The sequence below is a fragment of the Allobosea sp. P1_B10 genome, assembly GCF_056406735.1.
In genome coordinates this window covers 1-17,821 of sequence record NZ_JBFTZP010000009.1, presented here as the reverse complement: position 1 = coordinate 17,821, position 17,821 = coordinate 1, and the positions used below count along the sequence as shown (strand labels likewise).

General features: G+C 62.2%; 20 protein-coding genes, 2 tRNA genes and 2 pseudogenes. 16 read left to right on the top strand and 8 right to left on the bottom strand.

Translation table 11 applies throughout. The features are described 5' to 3' along the window. Window positions 1-233: 233 nt before the first annotated feature. Window positions 234-956 carry a LexA family protein gene (locus tag AC1D2L_RS18470; RefSeq protein ID WP_476847357.1) on the top strand — a complete coding sequence of 241 codons (723 nt, stop codon included), beginning with the start codon at window positions 234-236 and terminating at the stop codon, window positions 954-956. On the opposite strand, the gene AC1D2L_RS18465 is transcribed toward AC1D2L_RS18470, so the two are convergent. Next, a complete protein-coding gene (locus AC1D2L_RS18465; RefSeq protein ID WP_476847356.1) occupies window positions 953-1,318 on the bottom strand; it encodes a DUF3572 family protein in 366 nt (121 codons plus the stop codon). The two genes, AC1D2L_RS18470 and AC1D2L_RS18465, sit on opposite strands and share 4 nt — an antisense overlap. Window positions 1,319-1,322: 4 nt before the next feature. Then, entirely contained in the window at window positions 1,323-1,541 is a 219-nt protein-coding gene (locus AC1D2L_RS18460; RefSeq protein ID WP_476847355.1) for a hypothetical protein, read from the bottom strand. Window positions 1,542-1,729: 188 nt separating this feature from the next. Between AC1D2L_RS18460 and AC1D2L_RS18455 the strand changes: the two genes are divergently transcribed. The 12 genes from AC1D2L_RS18455 to AC1D2L_RS18400 all read left to right on the top strand — a co-directional run bounded on the left by AC1D2L_RS18455 (window position 1,730) and on the right by AC1D2L_RS18400 (window position 8,260). Next, window positions 1,730-2,119 carry a hypothetical protein gene (locus AC1D2L_RS18455; protein WP_476847354.1) on the top strand — a complete coding sequence of 130 codons (390 nt, stop codon included), beginning with the start codon at window positions 1,730-1,732 and terminating at the stop codon, window positions 2,117-2,119. Continuing rightward, window positions 2,119-2,379, top strand: a complete 261-nt coding sequence (locus tag AC1D2L_RS18450) for a hypothetical protein (protein ID WP_476847353.1) — start codon at window positions 2,119-2,121, stop codon at window positions 2,377-2,379. Before AC1D2L_RS18455 ends, AC1D2L_RS18450 begins: the two co-directional genes overlap by 1 nt. Beyond that, the gene (locus tag AC1D2L_RS18445) at window positions 2,376-2,582 is read left to right on the top strand and encodes a hypothetical protein (protein WP_476847352.1); all 207 of its coding nucleotides are present in this window, start codon (window positions 2,376-2,378) and stop codon (window positions 2,580-2,582) included. Before AC1D2L_RS18450 ends, AC1D2L_RS18445 begins: the two co-directional genes overlap by 4 nt. Continuing rightward, window positions 2,579-3,259 carry a hypothetical protein gene (locus AC1D2L_RS18440; RefSeq protein ID WP_476847351.1) on the top strand — a complete coding sequence of 227 codons (681 nt, stop codon included), beginning with the start codon at window positions 2,579-2,581 and terminating at the stop codon, window positions 3,257-3,259. The genes AC1D2L_RS18445 and AC1D2L_RS18440 overlap by 4 nt, the downstream gene beginning before the upstream one ends. A 3-nt stretch (window positions 3,260-3,262) precedes the next feature. Beyond that, window positions 3,263-3,604, top strand: coding sequence for a hypothetical protein (locus tag AC1D2L_RS18435; protein WP_476847350.1), 342 nt, complete (start codon window positions 3,263-3,265; stop codon window positions 3,602-3,604). Window positions 3,605-3,636: 32 nt separating this feature from the next. Continuing rightward, a complete protein-coding gene (locus AC1D2L_RS18430) occupies window positions 3,637-4,617 on the top strand; it encodes a DUF2303 family protein (RefSeq protein ID WP_476847349.1) in 981 nt (326 codons plus the stop codon). A 63-nt stretch (window positions 4,618-4,680) separates the two neighbouring features. Next, window positions 4,681-5,796, top strand: coding sequence for a DNA polymerase III subunit beta (dnaN, locus tag AC1D2L_RS18425; RefSeq protein ID WP_476847348.1), 1,116 nt, complete (start codon window positions 4,681-4,683; stop codon window positions 5,794-5,796). Between the two features lie 3 nt (window positions 5,797-5,799). Further along, window positions 5,800-6,027: a hypothetical protein gene (locus AC1D2L_RS18420; RefSeq protein ID WP_476847347.1), complete on the top strand. Its 228-nt coding sequence runs from the start codon at window positions 5,800-5,802 to the stop codon at window positions 6,025-6,027. Between the two features lie 3 nt (window positions 6,028-6,030). After that, window positions 6,031-6,519 (top strand): single-stranded DNA-binding protein, encoded by a 489-nt coding sequence (gene ssb / locus AC1D2L_RS18415; RefSeq protein ID WP_476847346.1) that lies wholly within the window; start codon window positions 6,031-6,033, stop codon window positions 6,517-6,519. Window positions 6,520-6,530: 11 nt separating this feature from the next. Continuing rightward, the gene (locus AC1D2L_RS18410; RefSeq protein WP_476847345.1) at window positions 6,531-6,845 is read left to right on the top strand and encodes a MerR family transcriptional regulator; all 315 of its coding nucleotides are present in this window, start codon (window positions 6,531-6,533) and stop codon (window positions 6,843-6,845) included. Window positions 6,846-6,848: 3 nt separating this feature from the next. Next, complete coding sequence (locus AC1D2L_RS18405; RefSeq protein WP_476847344.1) at window positions 6,849-7,136, top strand: XRE family transcriptional regulator; 288 nt, start codon at window positions 6,849-6,851, stop codon at window positions 7,134-7,136. Next, window positions 7,136-8,260 carry a tyrosine-type recombinase/integrase gene (locus AC1D2L_RS18400; RefSeq protein ID WP_476847343.1) on the top strand — a complete coding sequence of 375 codons (1,125 nt, stop codon included), beginning with the start codon at window positions 7,136-7,138 and terminating at the stop codon, window positions 8,258-8,260. Before AC1D2L_RS18405 ends, AC1D2L_RS18400 begins: the two co-directional genes overlap by 1 nt. A 30-nt stretch (window positions 8,261-8,290) precedes the next feature. Here the strand turns inward: AC1D2L_RS18400 and AC1D2L_RS18395 are convergent. Further along, window positions 8,291-8,364 (bottom strand) — tRNA-Cys (locus tag AC1D2L_RS18395). 179 nt (window positions 8,365-8,543) lie between these two features. On the opposite strand from AC1D2L_RS18395, the gene AC1D2L_RS18390 reads away from it, so the two are divergent. Further along, window positions 8,544-8,618 (top strand) — tRNA-Asn (locus AC1D2L_RS18390). A 341-nt stretch (window positions 8,619-8,959) separates the two neighbouring features. Here the strand turns inward: AC1D2L_RS18390 and AC1D2L_RS18385 are convergent. Beyond that, window positions 8,960-9,672 (bottom strand): annotated as a pseudogene (locus AC1D2L_RS18385) (SOS response-associated peptidase family protein). Between the two features lie 160 nt (window positions 9,673-9,832). Between AC1D2L_RS18385 and AC1D2L_RS18380 the strand changes: the two are divergent. After that, a pseudogene (locus AC1D2L_RS18380) lies at window positions 9,833-10,967 on the top strand (IS3 family transposase). Window positions 10,968-11,223: 256 nt separating this feature from the next. Here the strand turns inward: AC1D2L_RS18380 and AC1D2L_RS18375 are convergent. The 3 genes from AC1D2L_RS18375 to AC1D2L_RS18365 form a co-directional block, all read right to left on the bottom strand. Then, the gene (locus tag AC1D2L_RS18375) at window positions 11,224-11,370 is read right to left on the bottom strand and encodes a hypothetical protein (protein ID WP_476847342.1); all 147 of its coding nucleotides are present in this window, start codon (window positions 11,368-11,370) and stop codon (window positions 11,224-11,226) included. A 922-nt stretch (window positions 11,371-12,292) separates the two neighbouring features. Next, on the bottom strand, window positions 12,293-12,781 hold the full coding sequence (locus tag AC1D2L_RS18370; RefSeq protein ID WP_476847341.1) for a hypothetical protein: 489 nt from the start codon (window positions 12,779-12,781) through the stop codon (window positions 12,293-12,295). An 871-nt stretch (window positions 12,782-13,652) separates the two neighbouring features. Continuing rightward, window positions 13,653-14,000 (bottom strand): hypothetical protein, encoded by a 348-nt coding sequence (locus AC1D2L_RS18365; protein ID WP_476847340.1) that lies wholly within the window; start codon window positions 13,998-14,000, stop codon window positions 13,653-13,655. Window positions 14,001-14,892: 892 nt separating this feature from the next. Between AC1D2L_RS18365 and AC1D2L_RS18360 the strand changes: the two genes are divergently transcribed. Then, entirely contained in the window at window positions 14,893-15,588 is a 696-nt protein-coding gene (locus AC1D2L_RS18360) for a MarC family protein (protein ID WP_476847339.1), read from the top strand. A gap of 2,004 nt (window positions 15,589-17,592) precedes the next feature. Here AC1D2L_RS18360 and AC1D2L_RS18355 read toward each other — a convergent pair. Beyond that, on the bottom strand, window positions 17,593-17,821 hold a 229-nt coding region (locus tag AC1D2L_RS18355), incomplete at its 5' end, for an outer membrane protein (protein WP_476847338.1).

Genomic DNA, 17,821 nt, shown 5'->3' with positions numbered 1-17,821 from the left:
GCGGCACGCGGCCGCCCGTGCCACCGACATCCTTTGCTCGTTTCCAGTTGCTGACGCGGACGCGGTGAACGCCGACGATCTCAGCCACTTTCCCGACGCCGCCTAGCTTTGCGATGATTGAAGAGGCAGGTTCCATGATTGCCGATTGTGTAGCTAAAATCGGTACGAATGCAAGCCCCCATGTCCCGATGCCAGCGCGCGACGCGGAACCATCCCGGATTTATCCTAGGGACATGGTCAAAATTTCAATTAACACTTGGCTTGCCGAAGGCTTAGAGAAGAGCGGCATGAGCCAAGCCGAACTCGCTCGCCAGCTCAGCGAGGCCCTCGCGCGTTCCATCCCTCGCTCAGCCGTCAACAAGATGGTTCTTAGCAATCGGGATATTGCGGCCGATGAGATGCTCGCGATCGCCAGCATCCTTGGTATCCCTAGCCCAGGAGGTTCGGGGGTTCCTGACCGCCCCGAACTGACGCGCGTTCACGCGGGCATGATTGAAATCCCGAATGCCGGGCACGTCGAGGCCGGCGCGTTTCGCGCAGCGCCCGAGTTCAGCGATATTGAGGAAGAGCCTACGCTCGGTTTGCCAGACCCGAAATTTCCTTGGGCCCGCCTGGTATCATTCTCCGTCGGCGGCGACAGCATGAACCGTCTTCATCCGCGCCCCATCTTTGCCGGAGACAAGATCATCTGTGTCGACTTTGAGGATTTGAACGGGCGCGTGCCGCTCCGCGACGGCATGATTGTTGTCGTCGAAAGGACACGCGACGGTGGCCATCTGAGGGAATGGTCAGTGAAGCAGCTCGAGCTTTACACTGATCGGATGGAGTTCCATCCGAGGTCGACCAATCCGAAGCACAAGCCCATCGTGGTCCCGCTTGACGATGAAGCAGATGATGGAAAGACCGTGCGAATTCTGGCGCTTGTGCGCCAGATTACGAATGAAATTCCGCTTTAGGAGAAGCCGCGCCTCGGCAGGATCTTAGGGACGAGAACTTCACTTGCGGCGTGATTAGTCCGGTGCGGCGACGCCAGGATATCGCGCGCCTCACCCACGCCATTCGGCAAGACACTCCAGGCGCCACAGAACGGCAGAAGCAGATACTCTTCATCCGACATGATGTGCTCGAGCACTGCGAGCAGGAAATCCCGGGACCCCGCGGCCTCTCTCATCCGGTCGGCGCGGATCCCAGTTCGATCAATGAACCCTCCCGCGATATCGATGTCGCTGCTGATCCAAGTTAGGGCCTTGATGGCCACCCCCTCGGCATCGTCGACCTGGCCGGACGAAACCAAACGCACAACCTTGCGATCCGACATGTTTTCACTCCGCACGATTGATGCCGACAATGGTCGCGATCGTGCTGTCGCACACCTCACAGCTGAACACTTGTCGCGCCAGGAAGGCGCTTTCGGTCAGCTCACCGACAGAGGTCGGTGCATCCTCGGCATCCGGGACATCAAGCGTCCGGCAGCTTCGCCGCCGGCAATTCTCGCACTTCAAAAAGATATGGAAACGGGCAGCAAGCGCTTCGGTACTCATAGGAGGCTCCTTCCTGAGACCGCGACAATCTGACTCGGCGATGAGAACGTAGCAAGAACATTTTCTTAACTTCTGATTCGTGAGCCAGATACGTCAAATCGGGGACGTCCCGAATAGGGAACATCACGAATTGACAGTGTAGCGCTTATCGGTACACATATCTCCATCGCCGACCGATGGAGGCCGCTTTGCGTAGCCAGATCTCCGAAGACCGCCAGACCACCCAGGACGGCCGCCTCTGGCCTGTCGCCCGCCATCGCATGCTCAAGGCGGAGACTATTCGCCAGCGAATGGTCGAAGACATCCGCGACCTCGCCCGGGTCGACGGCGAGAACGCCTCGCTCTCGCTCGACGATCTCGGCCGCAAGGGCTGGACGCCCGAGCAGGTCCGCGCGCATGGCTCGACAGCCTTCAACCTCTTCAATGCCCAGATCCGCGCGCAGACCAAAACGTCTGCCGCCCGACGCCAGCAGCGCGAACGCGACAGCGCCGCCAGCATGGCACTGGACGCTGCGGCGCTCGCCATCTTCGTCATCCCGGTCCTGTTCTGGTCCGGCCGCTTCGCAGGCGCGCTCTGATGCGCCCCGCGCTTGCCATCACGCCAAACGAGCCGCTGCCATCTGAGATCATCGGCTTAGCTGATGAGGCCAGCCACCGCGCCGGCGACATGCTGATGCAGGCGAGCGCCCTCTCGCTGAACCTGCGCCGCGTCACATCATTCGGCCCGCAGATGCAGCCCGGCCTCGCCGCGCTGGCCGAGGAAGGTCGGCTTTTCGCCGCCGCCGTGGTCGCCATCGGCGAGCGTATCGCCAGCCTGCAGGCGAGGGCCGGAGCATGAGGCTCGCATCCCGCTCCGTGATGTACGGCCTCGCGCTCTTCGCCGCGATCTACGGGGCGATCATGCTCGGCGTCACGCTGGAGACGTGGCTCTCGCTCGCCCTCACCGGCGAGGACGACGTGCGCCCCAACTTCGTGACGGTCCTGCTCGGCAGCATGGTCCTCGGCCTGGTCACTGCCTACATCCTGGAGGATCTGCGATGACGTGGATGCAGACGGAGCGCGGCCGCGCCTTCGACCTGATGGCGCCCGACTGGCGCCTGGTCGATTTCAACGAGCTCGGCGACGCGCTTGCCCGTCTCGCCCGCTTCACCGGGCATGTCGGCGCCGGGCCCTATTCCGTGGCGCAGCACAGCGTCGTCGGCGCCGATGCAATCTATCGCGACACCGGCGACGCCGAGGCCGCCGGCGCCTTCCTGCTGCATGACGGGCACGAGGCCTATCTCGGCGACAAGGGCACCCCGACAGCCGAGGCCGAGGTCGAGACCGCCGAAGCGATCTTCCCCGGCGCCGGCCGCGTCGTCAAAGCCATGCAACGGGCGCTGAAGCACCGGCTGGACGTCGCGATCTTCCGCGCCGCTGGGCTCGGCGAACAGGGCTGCCCCGAGGCGCACCTGCCGCTGGTCAAGCTCTATGACATCCGCATGCTCGCAACCGAGCGCGCGCATCTGCTTAGCGCACCGCCCCGCCGCTGGGCCGCCGCCGTCGAGCAGGCCGCCCCGATCCGCCTCACCGGCAAGCTCACCGTCTGGCCCTGGCCGAAGGCGGCCGAAGCCTTTCGCGAGCGCCTCGAGCGGTACCTGCCCGGCCGAGAGCCCGATCAGGCACCGCGCCATCCCGCTCCGTCTGACGCCCGCCGATCGCAACTCCAGGAGACCTGAGCGATGAAGCTCATCCGCGAATCCACCACCATCATCGGCGCCCTCGAGCGCGGCGAGGTCGCCATCGAACTCTCCAACGTGCTGGCCGCCGCGCTCAAGCACCTGAAAGAGCTTTGCGGCAACCGCCCGAAGGCCAAGGCCAAGGGCAAGGTGTCGCTCGTCCTGCATCTCGATGTCGAGCAGCAGACGGTCTCGATCGAGGCCGAGATCAAGCAGGATCTGCCGAAGAAGTCGCGCGGCTCCTCCTTCTACTGGGTCACCGATGACGGCGCGCTCTCCACCGAGCACCCGCAGCAGACCGACATGTTTTCCGGCCCGCGCCTCGAAACGCGCGCCGGCGCCTGACCAGCCCTCACCCCTCGAAAGGATAGCGCGCCATGAGCCGCACTGAAGCCACGCCTCCCGCTGACCAGCCACTGCTTGCCAAGGCCGTGCTCGAAGGCGGCCTGCCCAACTCCGACAAGGGCATCGCTGCCGTCGTCGAACTGGTGCGCAAGAGCCTCGATATCGAGATCACGACGCTGCCGATCGAAGGCCTCGGAGCCGGCCTGCCCAAGGCGATTCCGGTCCTGCTCGACAAGAAGAACGGCGTGGCGATGCCGGCGATGACACTGATCGACGCCTACCGGACCAAGCCAGCGGTCAAGCGCGGCATCGCCCGCGCCCTCACGCTCGGCTCCTTCATCGATCTGGTCAACCGGCACAAGACGCCTGACAGCGCCGTCTTCGCCCAGACGGACTGGCGCGAGCCGAGCTTCAGCGCCGTGATCGACTATCACCAGAAGGCGAGCGCGGGCGAAGCCGACAACCTCAAGCACCGTATCGCCTATGCCTTCCCGGCCTCCGAGGAGTGGAAGGCCTGGGTCAAGCTCAATGCCGAGCCGATGGAACAGGCGGAGTTCGCGGCCTTCCTCGAAGACCGCATCGCCGATCTCTCGGCTCCGACGGCAGCCGAGAAGAATGCGCTGGAGCACGACTTCGCCACCACGATCGCGACCCCGGCCGAGCTGATCCAGCTATCGCGCGGCCTGCAGGTCAACATTGCGAGCGTGGTCAAGAACATGACGACGCTGTCGAGCGGCGAGGCCTCGATCCAGTTCGAGGAGCAGCATCTGGGCGGCGACGGCAAACCGCTCAAGGTGCCCGGGCTGTTCATGCTCTCTATCGCGCCGTTCTTCATGGGCGAGAAGATCAGCCTGCCGGTGCGCCTGCGCTACCGCAAGAAGGGCACCGGCCTGGTCTGGTTCTACCAGATGTATCGGCCCGATCAGTTCGTCACCGAGCGGGTGCGCGACGACCTGATCACCGTCGCCGACAAGACCGAGCTCCCGACCTTCGAAGGTTCCCCCGAGGCCTAGACCCGGCCTCCACCTGGCGGGGCCGCAAGGCCCCGTCCCTTTCCTTTGCACGCGAGCGACAGCATGAAACTCACCCTCGACCGCGCCGCTCTGCTCAAGGCGCTCGACCCGGCCTCGCGCATCGTCGAGCGCCGCAACACCATCCCGATCCTGTCCAACATCCGGCTGGTCGCCACCGATGGTGCGCTGGAACTCACGGCCACGGATCTCGACATCGAACTGCGCTGCAGCCTGCCCGCCGAGGTCGCCACGTCGGGCGCCACCACCCTGCCGGCGGCGCGCCTGCATGACATCGCCCGCAAGCTGACAGAGGGCGCGCAGATCTCGCTCGAGATGACCGGCGAGACGATGCTGACGCTGCGCTCCGGCCGCTCGCGCTTCCAGATCAACACGCTCGAAGCCAGCGACTTCCCCCACATCACGCAAGGCGACCTGCCCTGCAGCTTCGTGCTGCCGGCCGCGACGCTTGCCGAGGTCATCGCCCGCACCAGCTTCGCCATCTCCACCGAGGAGACGCGCTACTACCTCAACGGCATCTATCTGCACGCCCTCACCATCGAGGGCGCCGCGGTGCTGCACGCGGTCGCCACTGATGGCCACCGCCTGGCGCGCTATCGCCTGCCGGCGCCGGCCGGCAGCGCCCAAATGCCCGGCATCATCCTGCCGAAGAAGACCGTCGACGAGGTCGCCCGCCTGGTCGCCAAGGCGAAGGACGATGTCACGGTCGCGCTCTCGTCGACCAAGATCCGCTTCGAGGTCGGCGGCTTTGTCCTGACCTCGAAACTGATCGATGGCACCTACCCCGACTATCAGCGCGTCATTCCGCAGGGCAACGACAAGCTGGTGCAGATCGCGTCCGCCGACCTCTCGGCCTCGGCCGAGCGCGTCGCCACCATCTCCGGCGAGCGTGGCCGGGCGGTAAAGCTCTCCTTCAGCCACCGCCGGCTCGAGCTGCTCGTCACCAACCCGGACGCCGGCGAGGCCCGCGACGAGATCGAGTGCGACTATGACGGCTCGCCGATCGATATCGGCTTCAACGCCCGCTACCTCAGCGAGAGCCTGGCCGTCATCGGCGGCGAGACCGTCCAGATCAAGCTCGCCGACGCCGGCTCCCCCGCCATCCTGCAAGCATGCGAGGGCGGCGAGCTGCTCACCGTGCTCATGCCAATGAGGATCTGATCGATGGCAAAGGTCTCCACCCTCCGGAGCAACCGCGCGATCGCTGTCCAGACCCTCGACCGTGCGCTCACGCGCAAGCAGGGCGGCATCGGCAAGGCGCGGCGCGAGGCCGTGCTCGCTACCGCCGAACTGATCCGCGCCGAACTCAACAACCGCATTGCCGCGCCCCTCCTGCGGGCTCGGGCGCAGCGCCAACAGACCGGCGACCTCTTCGCCCAAATCGGAGCCTGAGCCGTGGCCGGCAGCGTCAACAAAGTCATCCTGGTCGGGCATCTGGGCCGCGACCCCGAGATCCGCCGCACCGCGAGCGGCGACCCGGTCGCGAGCCTGCGCCTCGCCACCTCCGAGACCTGGCGCGACAAGCAGTCGGTCGAGCGCAAGGAGCGCACCGAGTGGCACAGCGTCGTCATCTTCAACGAGAACCTCGCCAAGGTCGCCGAGCAATATCTGAAGAAGGGCTCGAAGGTTTACCTCGAGGGCCAGCTCCAGACCCGCAAATGGCAGGACCAGGCCGGCGCCGATCGCTACTCGACCGAGGTCGTGCTGCAGAAGTTCCGCGGCGAGATCGTCCTGCTCGACAAGAGCGAGCGAGCAGCGCCCGACCCCGACGGTTACGGCGAGACCCGCACCCACGACACCAGCCAGGGCTATGGCGCGGCCAAACAGGGCGGCGCGATTCCGCCGGGCGGCACGAGCCATCTCGACGACGACATTCCGTTCTGAGGAGCAAGCCGATGAGCACTTACACCATCACCGAGATGGCGAACGAGTTTGGGGTCACTCTGCGAACCCTGCGCTTCTATGAGCTACGAAAGATGCTATCGCCGGCCCGCATTGGGCCGACGCGGTCCTATAGCCGGTTGGACCGCGAGGCGCTTCGCAAGATCCTCAAATGGCGTGCGCAGGGCTTCACGCTTACAGAGATCAAGGTCGCGCTCGACAACGGCGGCTTCCCCCCTGCCAAGATCGAGCAGCAGATCCAGCATCTGCGCGCCCAACGCATTGAGATTGACCGTGCGATCGCCGAACTCATAGCGCGAGCGGCGTGAGCCATGCCACCTGGCGCCATCCTGCTCGCCCCCGATGATGCGACCCGCCGCCTAGCCCCGCGCCGCGGTCTATCCTGTGCAGAGGCCTCCGACTACGTCGGCGTGTCGGTCAGCAAGTTTCTTGAGATGGTTGCTGACAGCCGCATGCCGAAGGCGAAGGAGATCGACCGGCGGCGCGTCTGGGACATTCGCGCTCTGGATAAGTATTTTGACATGCTGCCCGGCGATGAAGACGCCGGAGCTGAAAGCGAGACGCTCCACTTGCGGAACAAGCCGGATATCGTGCTGTAATGCGCAGCATGGCGAGCATTCGGCTGAAATACGTCACGATCGACCGGTCTGAAGGTCTGACGCGGTACTATCTCCGGCTGCCGGGCAAGAAGAAATCGCGCCTGCCCGGCAAGCTCGGTGACCCCGTGTTTATGGCCGCCTACCAGGCCGCGCTGTCTGCCGTTCCCGTTCAGAGGCGGCCCGATGGAACACTAGGAAAAAGCGATAACGTCGGGACGATGCGGTGGCTGGTCGATGAATATCTGCGGAGCGCCACGTTCAAGGGCCTCGCTCAAGCTACGCAAGGCGCACGCCGCAATATCCTGAAGGTAATGCTGAAGACGGCTTCCGACGTAAGGGTCCGTGACATTACCGAGGAGACGATTAGGGCCGCCCGCGATCGCCGCGCCGACACTCCGGCGGCGGCGAACTCCTTCATGAAGGCGATGAGCCACCTCTTCTCCTTCGCGATCGAATACAAGCACGCAATCAAGAACCCGACGGTGGGCGTGAACCGCCTTCCCTCAAAGAAGAAGGGTGGCCACCACACCTGGACTGAGCTGGAAATCAATCGTTTCCTCGAGCACTACCCGCTCGGAACGACCGCGCACCTTTGCGCGACCATCATGCTTTACACCGGCGTACGCGTGTCCGACGCCGCAGTAATGGGCCGGCAGCACATCAGCAACGGCTGGCTCAGCTTCCGCGCTAAAAAGGGCGGCTCATTGATCCAAATGCCCGTCGCGCCCGAACTGCAAATCGCTATTGATGCAGCCAGGCTTTCCAAGAAGGGGAACTTGGCGCTGCTGATCAACGAATGGGACAAGCCGTTCAGCGAAAAAGGTCTCGGGCAGCGCATGCGAAAATGGTGCGATGCAATCGGGCTGAACCACTGCTCGAGCCACGGCATTCGAAAGGCCGGTGCGACGATTGCAGCCGACAACGGAGCGACCGAACACGAGCTGATGGCGACCTTCGGATGGGAGTCACCGAAGCAAGCTGCGCTTTATACCAAGAAGGCAAATCGTCGTCGTTTGGCGGGATCTGGAGCTGCTAAAATCAGCCTCGGGAAAGGCGAAAACGAGAACGAAATTGTCCCGCCGTCCGAGGGGGTGGCTTCCCCCCGGGACAAATCGGCGAAATAACATAATCAAATCAAAGGGTGAGAAAGAAAATGGAGGCCTCGCCCGGAATCGAACCGGGGTGCAAGGATTTGCAGTCCTCTGCGTAACCACTCCGCCACGAGGCCTTCCGGCGCTTCCCGCTGTCGCGAGCTGCGTCTTCGGGGCGTATAGCCATATGCAGCGGCGGCTGCAAGCGGGTCGCGAGAGGGAAATCAAGTTTGCCAGAAATAATGCGCTGCGGTGCGAAACAATGCCCGAGGGGGGTTGCGTCGGCAGGGGCACCTAGGTATACGCCGGACATCGGTCCCGGATAGCTCAGCGGTAGAGCAATCGACTGTTAATCGATTGGTCGCAGGTTCGAATCCTGCTCCGGGAGCCAATACATTTCAAGGGCTTAGATGGGTAACCCTCTAAGCCCTTATTTGTTCCTAGGTACGGCATAGGTACGTCAGCGCCGTCATGATGGCAGAGCCCGTGTCAGCGCTCAGGATCCCCGCTCTAAGACCCAGCGGCTAATCCTCTGTCGAACGCCATCCTGCGAAAGGTGGCGATCTGCCACGCCCGTCGTATCTCCCAAGATGGGTGGCTGGCTATCCTCACGCCTGCGCTGCTCTCGCTGATGTTGCGATGAGTGAGTCGCGTTGACTGCATCGCTAGAGCGCAAGCAGCATGGGCACTGTCCTCGGTGGCGCCCCTGGCTCGTAACCTCGCTCGCCGTCGTCAGCCATCGGCGCCGTCCTGCTTCACGCCCCGCGCAACCGCTACTAGCGCGCCATCCGGCAGAGGCCGTTGCAGCGCCCTCGCCTGCTCCCATGGCGCCGTCATCCACGCCTCGCATTCCTCTGGTGTCGTGAGAATGACCGGCATTGCCTTCGGGTGGATAGCGCCGACCTTGGCATTCGGTTCGGTTGTCAAGAAGGCATAGAGGTCGACTAACTCATCCCGGTATTGATCTTGCGGACGCTTTGGGGTGCCCAGATCCCGGCGAAGAACGCCGTCGGGCGCTCGGCGCCAAACGCGAACCAGACATCCTGCTTGGATCCGTGGTCGAATTCGCTGAAGGACGTGAATGGCACCAGGCAGCGGCTCTCAACGCCAAGCCACCGCTTCCAATGGGCGGATGAGGTGTTGCGGACGTTCGTCGTTCCGCTATCGGGCTCGACTTTCAGGAGCTCTTTGAAATCGACCGCCTTGCCCTTCGCCTTCAGCTTGCCGGCGCGCCTCGTTGCGGCCTGAATGATCGCCTGCATGGATGACGGCATCCCCCAGCGTGTCATCGCCAGGCGGGGCCCGGACGGCTCGTTGTGAATGATGGGTGCCTGATAGTCCGGGAAGATGCCGGGCTGAGGCGGCAGGTTCACCCAGCGTCGTCGAATGCCGCAAACAGCTTGCGCATCGCCTCGACGTTCCGGGTGGCTGTAGAGATTGCACATCCGGGCAGGCTAGCCGACTGCAGGCTGTCCGTCAGCTATCGAGCGATTGTGTTGAAGAAGTCGGTGTCGGCTTGGCTATCGACTGAGGCTGTGTGGCTGGCCTGCCCCCTGAATAGTGGCCCTCCCTGAAGTAGGCTTTTGAGCCTTGGAGGATGCCGCGATGCCGCAGAAGAAGCACAAGCCCGAAGTGATCGTCGCGAAGCTGCGGCAGGTAGACGTGCTGTTGTCCCAGGGACGCCCAGTCGCGGAGGCGATCCGGGCCATCAGCGTGACGGCGTTCACCTATTACCGCTGGCGCAAAGTGTTTGGCGGGCTGAAATACGATCAGGTGAAGCGACTGAAGGATCTGGAGAAGGAGAACGAGCGGCTACGCAAAGCCATCTCGGATCTGACGCTGGAGAAGCCCATTCTCAAGGAAGCTGCATCGGGAAACTACTAAGCCCCGCCCGTCGTCGCCACTGCATCGACCACGCCATGATGAAGTTCGGCGTGTCGGGGCGGTTGGCGTGCCGGGTTCTGGGGCAGCATCGATCTACGCAAAGCAAGGTTCCGAAGGGCCGCACTGACGATGCGGCGCTGACCGCCGACATTGTGGAGTTCGCCACCCAGTATGGCCGTTACGGCTACCGCCGGATCGCAGCCATGCTGGAGGCTGCCGGTTGGGCGGTGAACGTCAAACGTGTCGAGCGGATCTGGCGTCAGGAGGGGCTAAAGGTGCCCGCCAGGCAACCGAAATCGGCTGCGACCGGAGTATCCCAACCATGTCTGGTCCTACGACTTTGTTGAGGATCGCACCCATAATGGCCGGAAGTTCAGCATGTTGAACGTGATCGACGAGTTCACCCGGGAATGCATCGCGATCCGCATCGACCGCAAGCTCAAGTCCACCGATGTCATCGATGTCCTGTCCGATCTCTTCATCCTACGCGGCGTGCCCGGGCATGTTCGTTTACGACAACGGCCCCGAGTTCGTCGCCAAAGCGGTGCGGGAGTGGATCGTGGCGGTCGGCGCGAAGACGGCGTTTATCGAGCCTGGCAGTCCTTGGGAGAACGGCTACTGCGAGAGCTTTAACTCCAAGCTTCGTGACGAGCTTCTCAACGGCGAGTTGTTCGACAGCCTCGCCGAGGCCCGGATCGTCATCGAGGGCTGGCGTCAGCACTACAATAACCGGCGCCCGCACTCCTCGCTCGGCTACCGGCCCCCAGCACCGACCGCCGTGGTGTCGCCGGCTGCGCAAATCCAACCCGCTTCGCCGGCCACATCAAACGTGGCCGCCAAGCCCACCATGCATTAGATTAGAACCGGGCCACCTGATGGGGGCAGGCCAGCAGGTCAGTCGCGGAGCAGCATTCCCTTGAGACATGCTGACACGGACGCGACAAACGCCAAATCTAATTCAGCGTGTTAACTATGACTTACGGGGTACGACGTGGGGGCATCGTTAAAGAGAACTTGCCGCATTCGCAGAAAGTCCCAGTCCTCAATTGGCCCTCAACCGTCGCGGCAAAGCCGGGCGATACACCTGGCTGTCGAGCAACAACGCCAGGGGATCATTGTTGACGTTCTCGGACGCCGAAATCCGGGCTCAGGCCGAGCGTCTCTGATGCCGCGTGCATCTCCTTCGACGCCAAATGCTGGATCCGGATCAGCGGCGACAGTACCAACTGGCCGGCCGCGCCCCTGCTGAACATCGTCAACGCAGCGGGGCAGACATCCTGCCCAATGCCCACAGGACAACCACGGCACGCGGCTCACATCGCACTACTGGCTCAGCGTCAGCTCTGCCCGCGCACGGGCCAGCGACCCCCGCCAATCAGCACGACAAGGCCGCTCGACAGAAGCGTTTGCGGAAGCATGGGAGTAATCCTGATGAGCAGTTTGCGCGGCGGTAGGCTTATCTTTTCAACTTGAACAGGCGGCGAGAGCGAAGCACGCTACGTGTGCTCGCGTGTGGGCCTCCAGCCTGCGAGCCAGTGGCCGGCGTGTGGGTGGGTGATCTGCGCGCCGGCCGCGTGAGGCTTCACGTCCTGCGGCCGCCTCCCTCCTACGGGGGGCCTACAGGGACCGCCAGCGCTTCCCAAGAACGCTGGCGGTTCTTCCTCCATTGTCCACGCAGGCAACGCCGAGGCCGCTCGCCAGAAGCGTTTGTCGAATCATGGGAGATGTTCGAGGCTGGCAGCCATACAATTGAGACGCCGATGCCGGTTTGGGCTGACACCTGCGAGATCTGGGAAAACCTAGCTACCTTTGACGATTGAAGAAACGGTCCGATATCCGCGAGAACGTTTGCTGCGATGCGTCGAATGCGGCGGTCGCGTGAAATGGCATAAGGTGTCTATTGACGGGCATCTCCCTGCCAATTTTTTTCACTAGGACGGGCATGCCGGCTGCTCCCGACGCCTTCGATGGCACATCTTCTCCTCACCCCAAGGGAACGCGCGCGCGATAGATCTGGAAGCTCTCAGCACCCCGGCGCCTGCCTGAGTTCGTCGAGCTCGGCGCGCCGTCGCAGCGCCGCTGGATAGCGGTTGTGTCCAAGTGCGGTGCTCCGGAAGTGAGAAATGGCGCATGGGTGACCGAGACTGGACTCTCGGTCAGGCGGCGATCGATGATGCTGCGTCAGAGAACCGGATGGGGGGCGCCATGAGCGACCGGGATACTCGCCAGATATTCTGCAGCGCGTGCAATCAGGCAGCCAGGGCTGTCGTCAATCAGGACACGAACACCCGGATCCGATGCCCCGGATGCGGGGCCGAGGACGACCTCAAAGAAGCGGTCGCCGCCGCTGCAAAATATCAGATCAGCAATATCCTCGGCGCATCGCTCGAACGGCTCCGGAACAACAACATCACTGTCCAACGCATCTCGAACCCGAGGCCACGCTTCGTCTTCGAGTAATGCCTTTTCTGCTCCAGATATGACAAAGCCGCCCGAAGGCGACCAGCTCTGCCGACCAATCCGACGACGTCGGTCATGGCCGGGTTCGTCACCGTCTTTCACCGCGGCAAGATCATCGGCCTCGCGATAGCGCTGCTGCAGCACGCTGCGAGGGTTCACCTGCGAATGGCCAAGGAACCCCACGACCGCCATCCGGACGAGCAAATCCACCGGTCGCCCCTTAGCCGGGGCGAAACGCCGACTGTCACAGCTTGCCGGAGGCATCGCCCGGCCCATCGAACGCAGCGCGCTAGGCCAGCCTCGAGCGAGCGCTACTCAGTCTCGATCTGCGTCGACAGTCCATTCAACTCGGTGGTCTCGTCGTCGTGCAGGTTAACACCACCGGAGATCTTGCTGACGAGGGGCGCGTGGCGCTCGCGGAGCCTCGTCACGGACGCCTGCGCAGCGCGGATACGATCTGGAAACCGTGACACGGCAGCGCCCTGGCTGTTCGAGCTGGCTGAAAGGTGGCTGCGACTGCGGCAACAGCCGCCAGATCATTACTGTTCTGTCGGGTGCCAGGCTCGGCAAACAGGTGGCGGTCCTCGGCGGAGAGGTGTTTGGCGAGGCTAAGCGCGTTCGGGTTGGCTGCAACGCTGACCAGGGAACACTCGAGCAGATCCTGCTTCAGGAAGCGTGCCAATGGTCAGGACGGGTGCGGGGCATTGATTCTCTGGAGCCCGCTTCTCGGCGAGCTTTATCAGCGCCGATCCGAGCGACTATGAAGGGCTCGGGGCGGCTGTTGCCGAGCCGGGTGACCGTGCTGCGTTCGACCTTCCCGAGCGGGCGATCTCGGCGCGGCGCAGGCCGCTTGCCTCTATGCCGGCAATGATCGCGCTGAAATCCATTGGGAAATGCGAGTTAACTAGCTGGGTTGCCGGATACCGTCACATCGGACGGCAGCAAAGCGCCACCGGCTGCAAGGCTCTGGGGGGGCTTGTTGCTGTCCGGTGGCGTCCGGCCGCATCTTAACGGCGACTCGAGGCTAGGCCGGGCGCACGTCGCCGTCTACAGAATGTGGATCCGACGTTCTACGGATTGTCTACAGTCTTCGCTGACAGCGGCTCGAACGGGGATCAGCCTCGGCGGTGGTGATCGCGTCCTTCTCGATCGAGGCCGCGAGGCTACAGTAATCGTCGAAGCTAAACATTCCGCAGTTATCCTCGGCCCAGTGGGCGATAACCTCCCACACCAGGTCGTATTCTACGCAAAAGCTGCGAAACCTTTTGTCATCCATTCGCGCGAAGCGGTCGCGAGACTCGGGGCATCTAAGCATGAGACGGGCAAGCCCGCGTTCTTCAGCCGAAATCGAACGCTCCCATGAACCACGGAAGGCATAGGCGAGGAAGGCATCGGCAAGACGCAAAGTGGGAACATTGGCGAGCAGCATTCCCAGTCTGGAGAGAAGCTGACAAGGCCTCAACAAACGTCAAATATAATTCAACGTTCTAGCCATGATTTCAACGTGCGATGTGAGATCATCGTTAAACCAGACGTGCTGCGTTCGTCGAAGGCTGCCAAGGGTGGACCGACGAGTGCGATATCGCGAGCATGTATCATTCCCGACGAGCTATTCGATGACCAGATCGAAGGCGACAACCCCCGACACTGTCGGTGCTGGCGCAGCAGTGCATGCCCCCCGAAACCCGTCATTCCGTTACGATAGCCTAAAGGGCCGCGCGCTCAATTGATCCTTGATCCCCGCGGCAAGACCGCGGGATAGACGCCGCGGTAGTAGCAACAAGAGGCCAACCGCACCTGCTTCTCGGCGACATTCACCAACGCCTATCCGAGCGATGACCCCGGTATCCGGCCCGCGCCGCTAGCTGATCGGGAGACGCAGCTCCGCGAAACCTTCAGCGAGCGCGCGATCACGGAACGGCGCAGGCCACTCGCCTCGATGGCGGCGATGATCGCGATTAGATCGGGCTTTCCGAACATGGCCTACTATAACACTGCTTGCCATCCCCTGATACAGTCCCAAGTCAGGACGGAAAGGGCGCTGCCAAAACTAGCAGGCACGCTAAAAGTCTGCGATGAGTAGAGCAGAAGCGGGTCAAACGCCAAGACGCCCAAAACCGACGCTTGCGGCATCACTTGCAGGCCGCATAACCTCCAACCCAGTTGATCGAGAGCCTCCGTTCCTAACCCGCAACCAGTCTCGAACCAGCTGACGGCTGACAAACCGCAGCTTGAACTTTATCCGCAGAGGCGCCCCCCGGTATCGCTGGGCGGCAATGAAACTCAGCGCAGCAGGAGAATCTCAGCAGGAGGCCCCACCTATGCAGATTTGGATCAATACGTTTCTGGTGGTGCTTGCGGCGATTTTTCCCGTGGTAAACCCTCCGGGAACAGCTCTGGTGTTTGTCGGGCTCACAGGCGGACTGACACCCCAAATTCGGCGCGTACTGGCCCGGCGAGTTGCAGTCAACTCGCTATTCGTTCTCGTGTGTTCCTTTTTGATGGGGGCGCTGATTCTGAAGTTTTATGGGATTTCAATAGCCGTACTGCGCGTGGCAGGCGGTTTCATCGTCGCGGTATCCGGTTGGAATTTGCTCAATAAGGGAAGCCACAAGGTAATCGAGGCATCACGCGATGCCGCACCGGTCCGGGATCCGCTCAGCCTGGCGTTCTATCCATTGACGCTGCCCCTCACCACCGGACCGGGCACAATCGCGGTGGTGATCAGCATCGGCATCTCGAGGTCGACGTTCTCGCAGCCAGCCGACGAACTCTTGTTCATATCCGCCAGCCTTGCAGCTGTGGCTGTGATAGCGTTCGCAGTCTGGCTCTGCTTCTCGTATGCCGACCGAATTCGAAGGATTCTCGGCCAAGGCGGAACTGACATTGCCGTGCGCTTAACTGCCTTCATCCTCTTCACCCTCGGCGTTCAAATCCTATGGTCGGGCCTCAGCGAACTACTGATCTCGATTATATATCCAGAATCAATCCGCCTCGGATTCACGCCGACGGGCTAAGCCGAACTACGTGCCGAGCTCTGCCTGCCGAAGACTCCGAGAAAGGCCGACGGCGCTGCCCCGCGGACTAGCCGCTCGGGCAGTTGCCACCGGGATTCAGCTTTGGCCTCGGCCATTGTGATGGCGTCGGGCTCGATAGAGGCCGCGAGTCGACGGAAATCGTCCAGGGTAAACATCGCATAATGATGGCCATGGGACCACCTGGGCCTCACATCCCCACACGAGGGCGTATTCTACGCCGACGCTGCGTAGGTCGCCGTGGATTTGCGCGAAGCTGTCGGGGAACTCGGGAAACCTAAGCAGGAAGGCGGGAATGATGTCGAGTATCACGATTTCCAAGGGGGAATGCTAACACCGTCGCAATCGGCTCAATTTGGTAAATAGTGCGCTGTGGACCGTAGTTAAGGCGGATCTGACGCATTCGCAGAAAGTCGCACCGGTGCATCCAATGATTTCTTCGAACCGACCCGCCTCGGCCGCTTATCGGAGCTGACCGAACCTATCGATCCGATCCTCTTGAACCATGCGGCAGAAGGCAAAGCTGCTGTCGTCTAGCGTGATCAGACCCTCTGCATGACGGCAAAGGTTACAGCGTAGATCATGGTTATGCCTCCGCGGAGATGACGGCGGTGAATGTCACCGTGCAGCGGCAGGCACCCGTCGAGATCTTGCTAGCCAAATCAGCGGGCGGCTGTCTTAAAGCGCCGACGAATGCAGCGGCCGATCGAACGCAACCGGGTCTTGATGACCATTGGTTACATTGAGCACCTCGACACGACGCCGTTCAGGACGGCGCTTCGCCAGCGAGGCATTCCTCCATGCCTTCGATCTGCTCTACCTCAACGGCCACGATCGCCGCGCCCTAGGCCTGGACCAGCGCCGCGCCATCCGATGCCGTGGTCGACGGCAGGCACGGCTCGAACTGGTTTAGCGTTATGCCGGCGGCGCGGCTTGCCTAAATCTAGCCTGCGAGCGGGGCTCGAGAGCATCATCGTAGCCCGAAAATTGTTCAGCCAAACCGAGCCGGCTCCAACTTTAAGTTCGTTCGAGATGCCAGAGGTCGGCGCGCGGCCTCTGGCAGAACCTGGGTCCAGCCCCGAAACGCGGCAGCTTGCCAGTCTCTCAGTTTCGGCGGTCGGCCCGTCTTTCCGTTCGGCCAACACGACGATCAGTGCGTCGAACGTCCCGTCCAGTGCGCCGATCCGCACGTCGCTGCATGCCGTTGGTCTGAGCTTGGGACTCCGACGCGTTCAAAACGGCAGCTCCACCGGCTAAGACCAGTGTGGCGAATGACCACAAGACGAAAAGTCCGCGGCGACGTGTGATCACTTCCGAATTAACGAATTCGCTCATGGTAGGCTCCTCGGGTCAATGACTGGTGTCCCGCCCCCACTCGCCCATCCAGACTGACGTCTTTGAAACCCTCACCAGCGATGGCGAACCCCGGTAAGATACTATCCGCGTCATCCATGGAGCGGTGTTTATGGGACTAGATGGCGCGCCAAACAAGCGAATTGAGTCGAGAACCGACCCGTCGCCGAGAGCGCCACTTACCTGACGGTACCGAACTGGGTCCCCTGCCGCCAATTCTGGTTCAGCCGACTTCCCGGCTCATCGCTTTTCAACTGGCGAGCCTGCTACGTCCATCTCGAACCCCCTATGGATACGCAGCGACAGAAAGAGCTACGGAAGCAAATCCCCTCGAACGTCAGGTGATGTCCGTGATGGCTGGAGGGCAAGGCTCGGCACACTGCGAATATTGCCGCGATTTTACGAGCATTCGGCGAACCCTTACCGATGCCCTTATCGACGGGAGTGCGTCTACCAATCGTGAGCAGAATGGACGAGAGAACATTGGGCAAACTCTTCGCCGAAAATCTCGACTGATTTTTTTTAAATCAGGAAGCCGACCTACTTGATGCTAAAATCTGATGATTGAGAAGGCTTGGCGGTCTATGCGGCCCGGAGCAAGCCCCGGGCTGCTTTCAGGTCCTTGTGCTGGTTTCAGAACTTGTAGTTCACGCCGACGCGAACAAGCCCGGCGCCGCCACCACCACTGGTTGTCGCGGTATAGACCCCAGCCGGAAGGGCACCGCCTACCGGGTTAATAAAGGTCCGTGTCTCGCTTCCCTCGCCGGTATCAACGTAAAGTCCCTCCACCTTGAAGGTCCAGTTGTTGGTGAAGGCATATTCGACACCGCCACCGATGGTCCAGCCGGTATTGCTCCGTGGA

Coding starts and splice junctions, on each gene's coding strand:
- AC1D2L_RS18470 (WP_476847357.1), top strand. CDS start 234: ATGGTCAAAATTTCAATTAACACTTGGCTTGCCGAAGGCTTAGAGAAG.
- AC1D2L_RS18465 (WP_476847356.1), bottom strand. CDS start 1,318: ATGTCGGATCGCAAGGTTGTGCGTTTGGTTTCGTCCGGCCAGGTCGAC.
- AC1D2L_RS18460 (WP_476847355.1), bottom strand. CDS start 1,541: ATGAGTACCGAAGCGCTTGCTGCCCGTTTCCATATCTTTTTGAAGTGC.
- AC1D2L_RS18450 (WP_476847353.1), top strand. CDS start 2,119: ATGCGCCCCGCGCTTGCCATCACGCCAAACGAGCCGCTGCCATCTGAG.
- AC1D2L_RS18445 (WP_476847352.1), top strand. CDS start 2,376: ATGAGGCTCGCATCCCGCTCCGTGATGTACGGCCTCGCGCTCTTCGCC.
- AC1D2L_RS18440 (WP_476847351.1), top strand. CDS start 2,579: ATGACGTGGATGCAGACGGAGCGCGGCCGCGCCTTCGACCTGATGGCG.
- AC1D2L_RS18435 (WP_476847350.1), top strand. CDS start 3,263: ATGAAGCTCATCCGCGAATCCACCACCATCATCGGCGCCCTCGAGCGC.
- AC1D2L_RS18430 (WP_476847349.1), top strand. CDS start 3,637: ATGAGCCGCACTGAAGCCACGCCTCCCGCTGACCAGCCACTGCTTGCC.
- dnaN (WP_476847348.1), top strand. CDS start 4,681: ATGAAACTCACCCTCGACCGCGCCGCTCTGCTCAAGGCGCTCGACCCG.
- AC1D2L_RS18420 (WP_476847347.1), top strand. CDS start 5,800: ATGGCAAAGGTCTCCACCCTCCGGAGCAACCGCGCGATCGCTGTCCAG.
- AC1D2L_RS18410 (WP_476847345.1), top strand. CDS start 6,531: ATGAGCACTTACACCATCACCGAGATGGCGAACGAGTTTGGGGTCACT.
- AC1D2L_RS18405 (WP_476847344.1), top strand. CDS start 6,849: ATGCCACCTGGCGCCATCCTGCTCGCCCCCGATGATGCGACCCGCCGC.
- AC1D2L_RS18400 (WP_476847343.1), top strand. CDS start 7,136: ATGCGCAGCATGGCGAGCATTCGGCTGAAATACGTCACGATCGACCGG.
- AC1D2L_RS18365 (WP_476847340.1), bottom strand. CDS start 14,000: ATGCTGCTCGCCAATGTTCCCACTTTGCGTCTTGCCGATGCCTTCCTC.
- AC1D2L_RS18360 (WP_476847339.1), top strand. CDS start 14,893: ATGCAGATTTGGATCAATACGTTTCTGGTGGTGCTTGCGGCGATTTTT.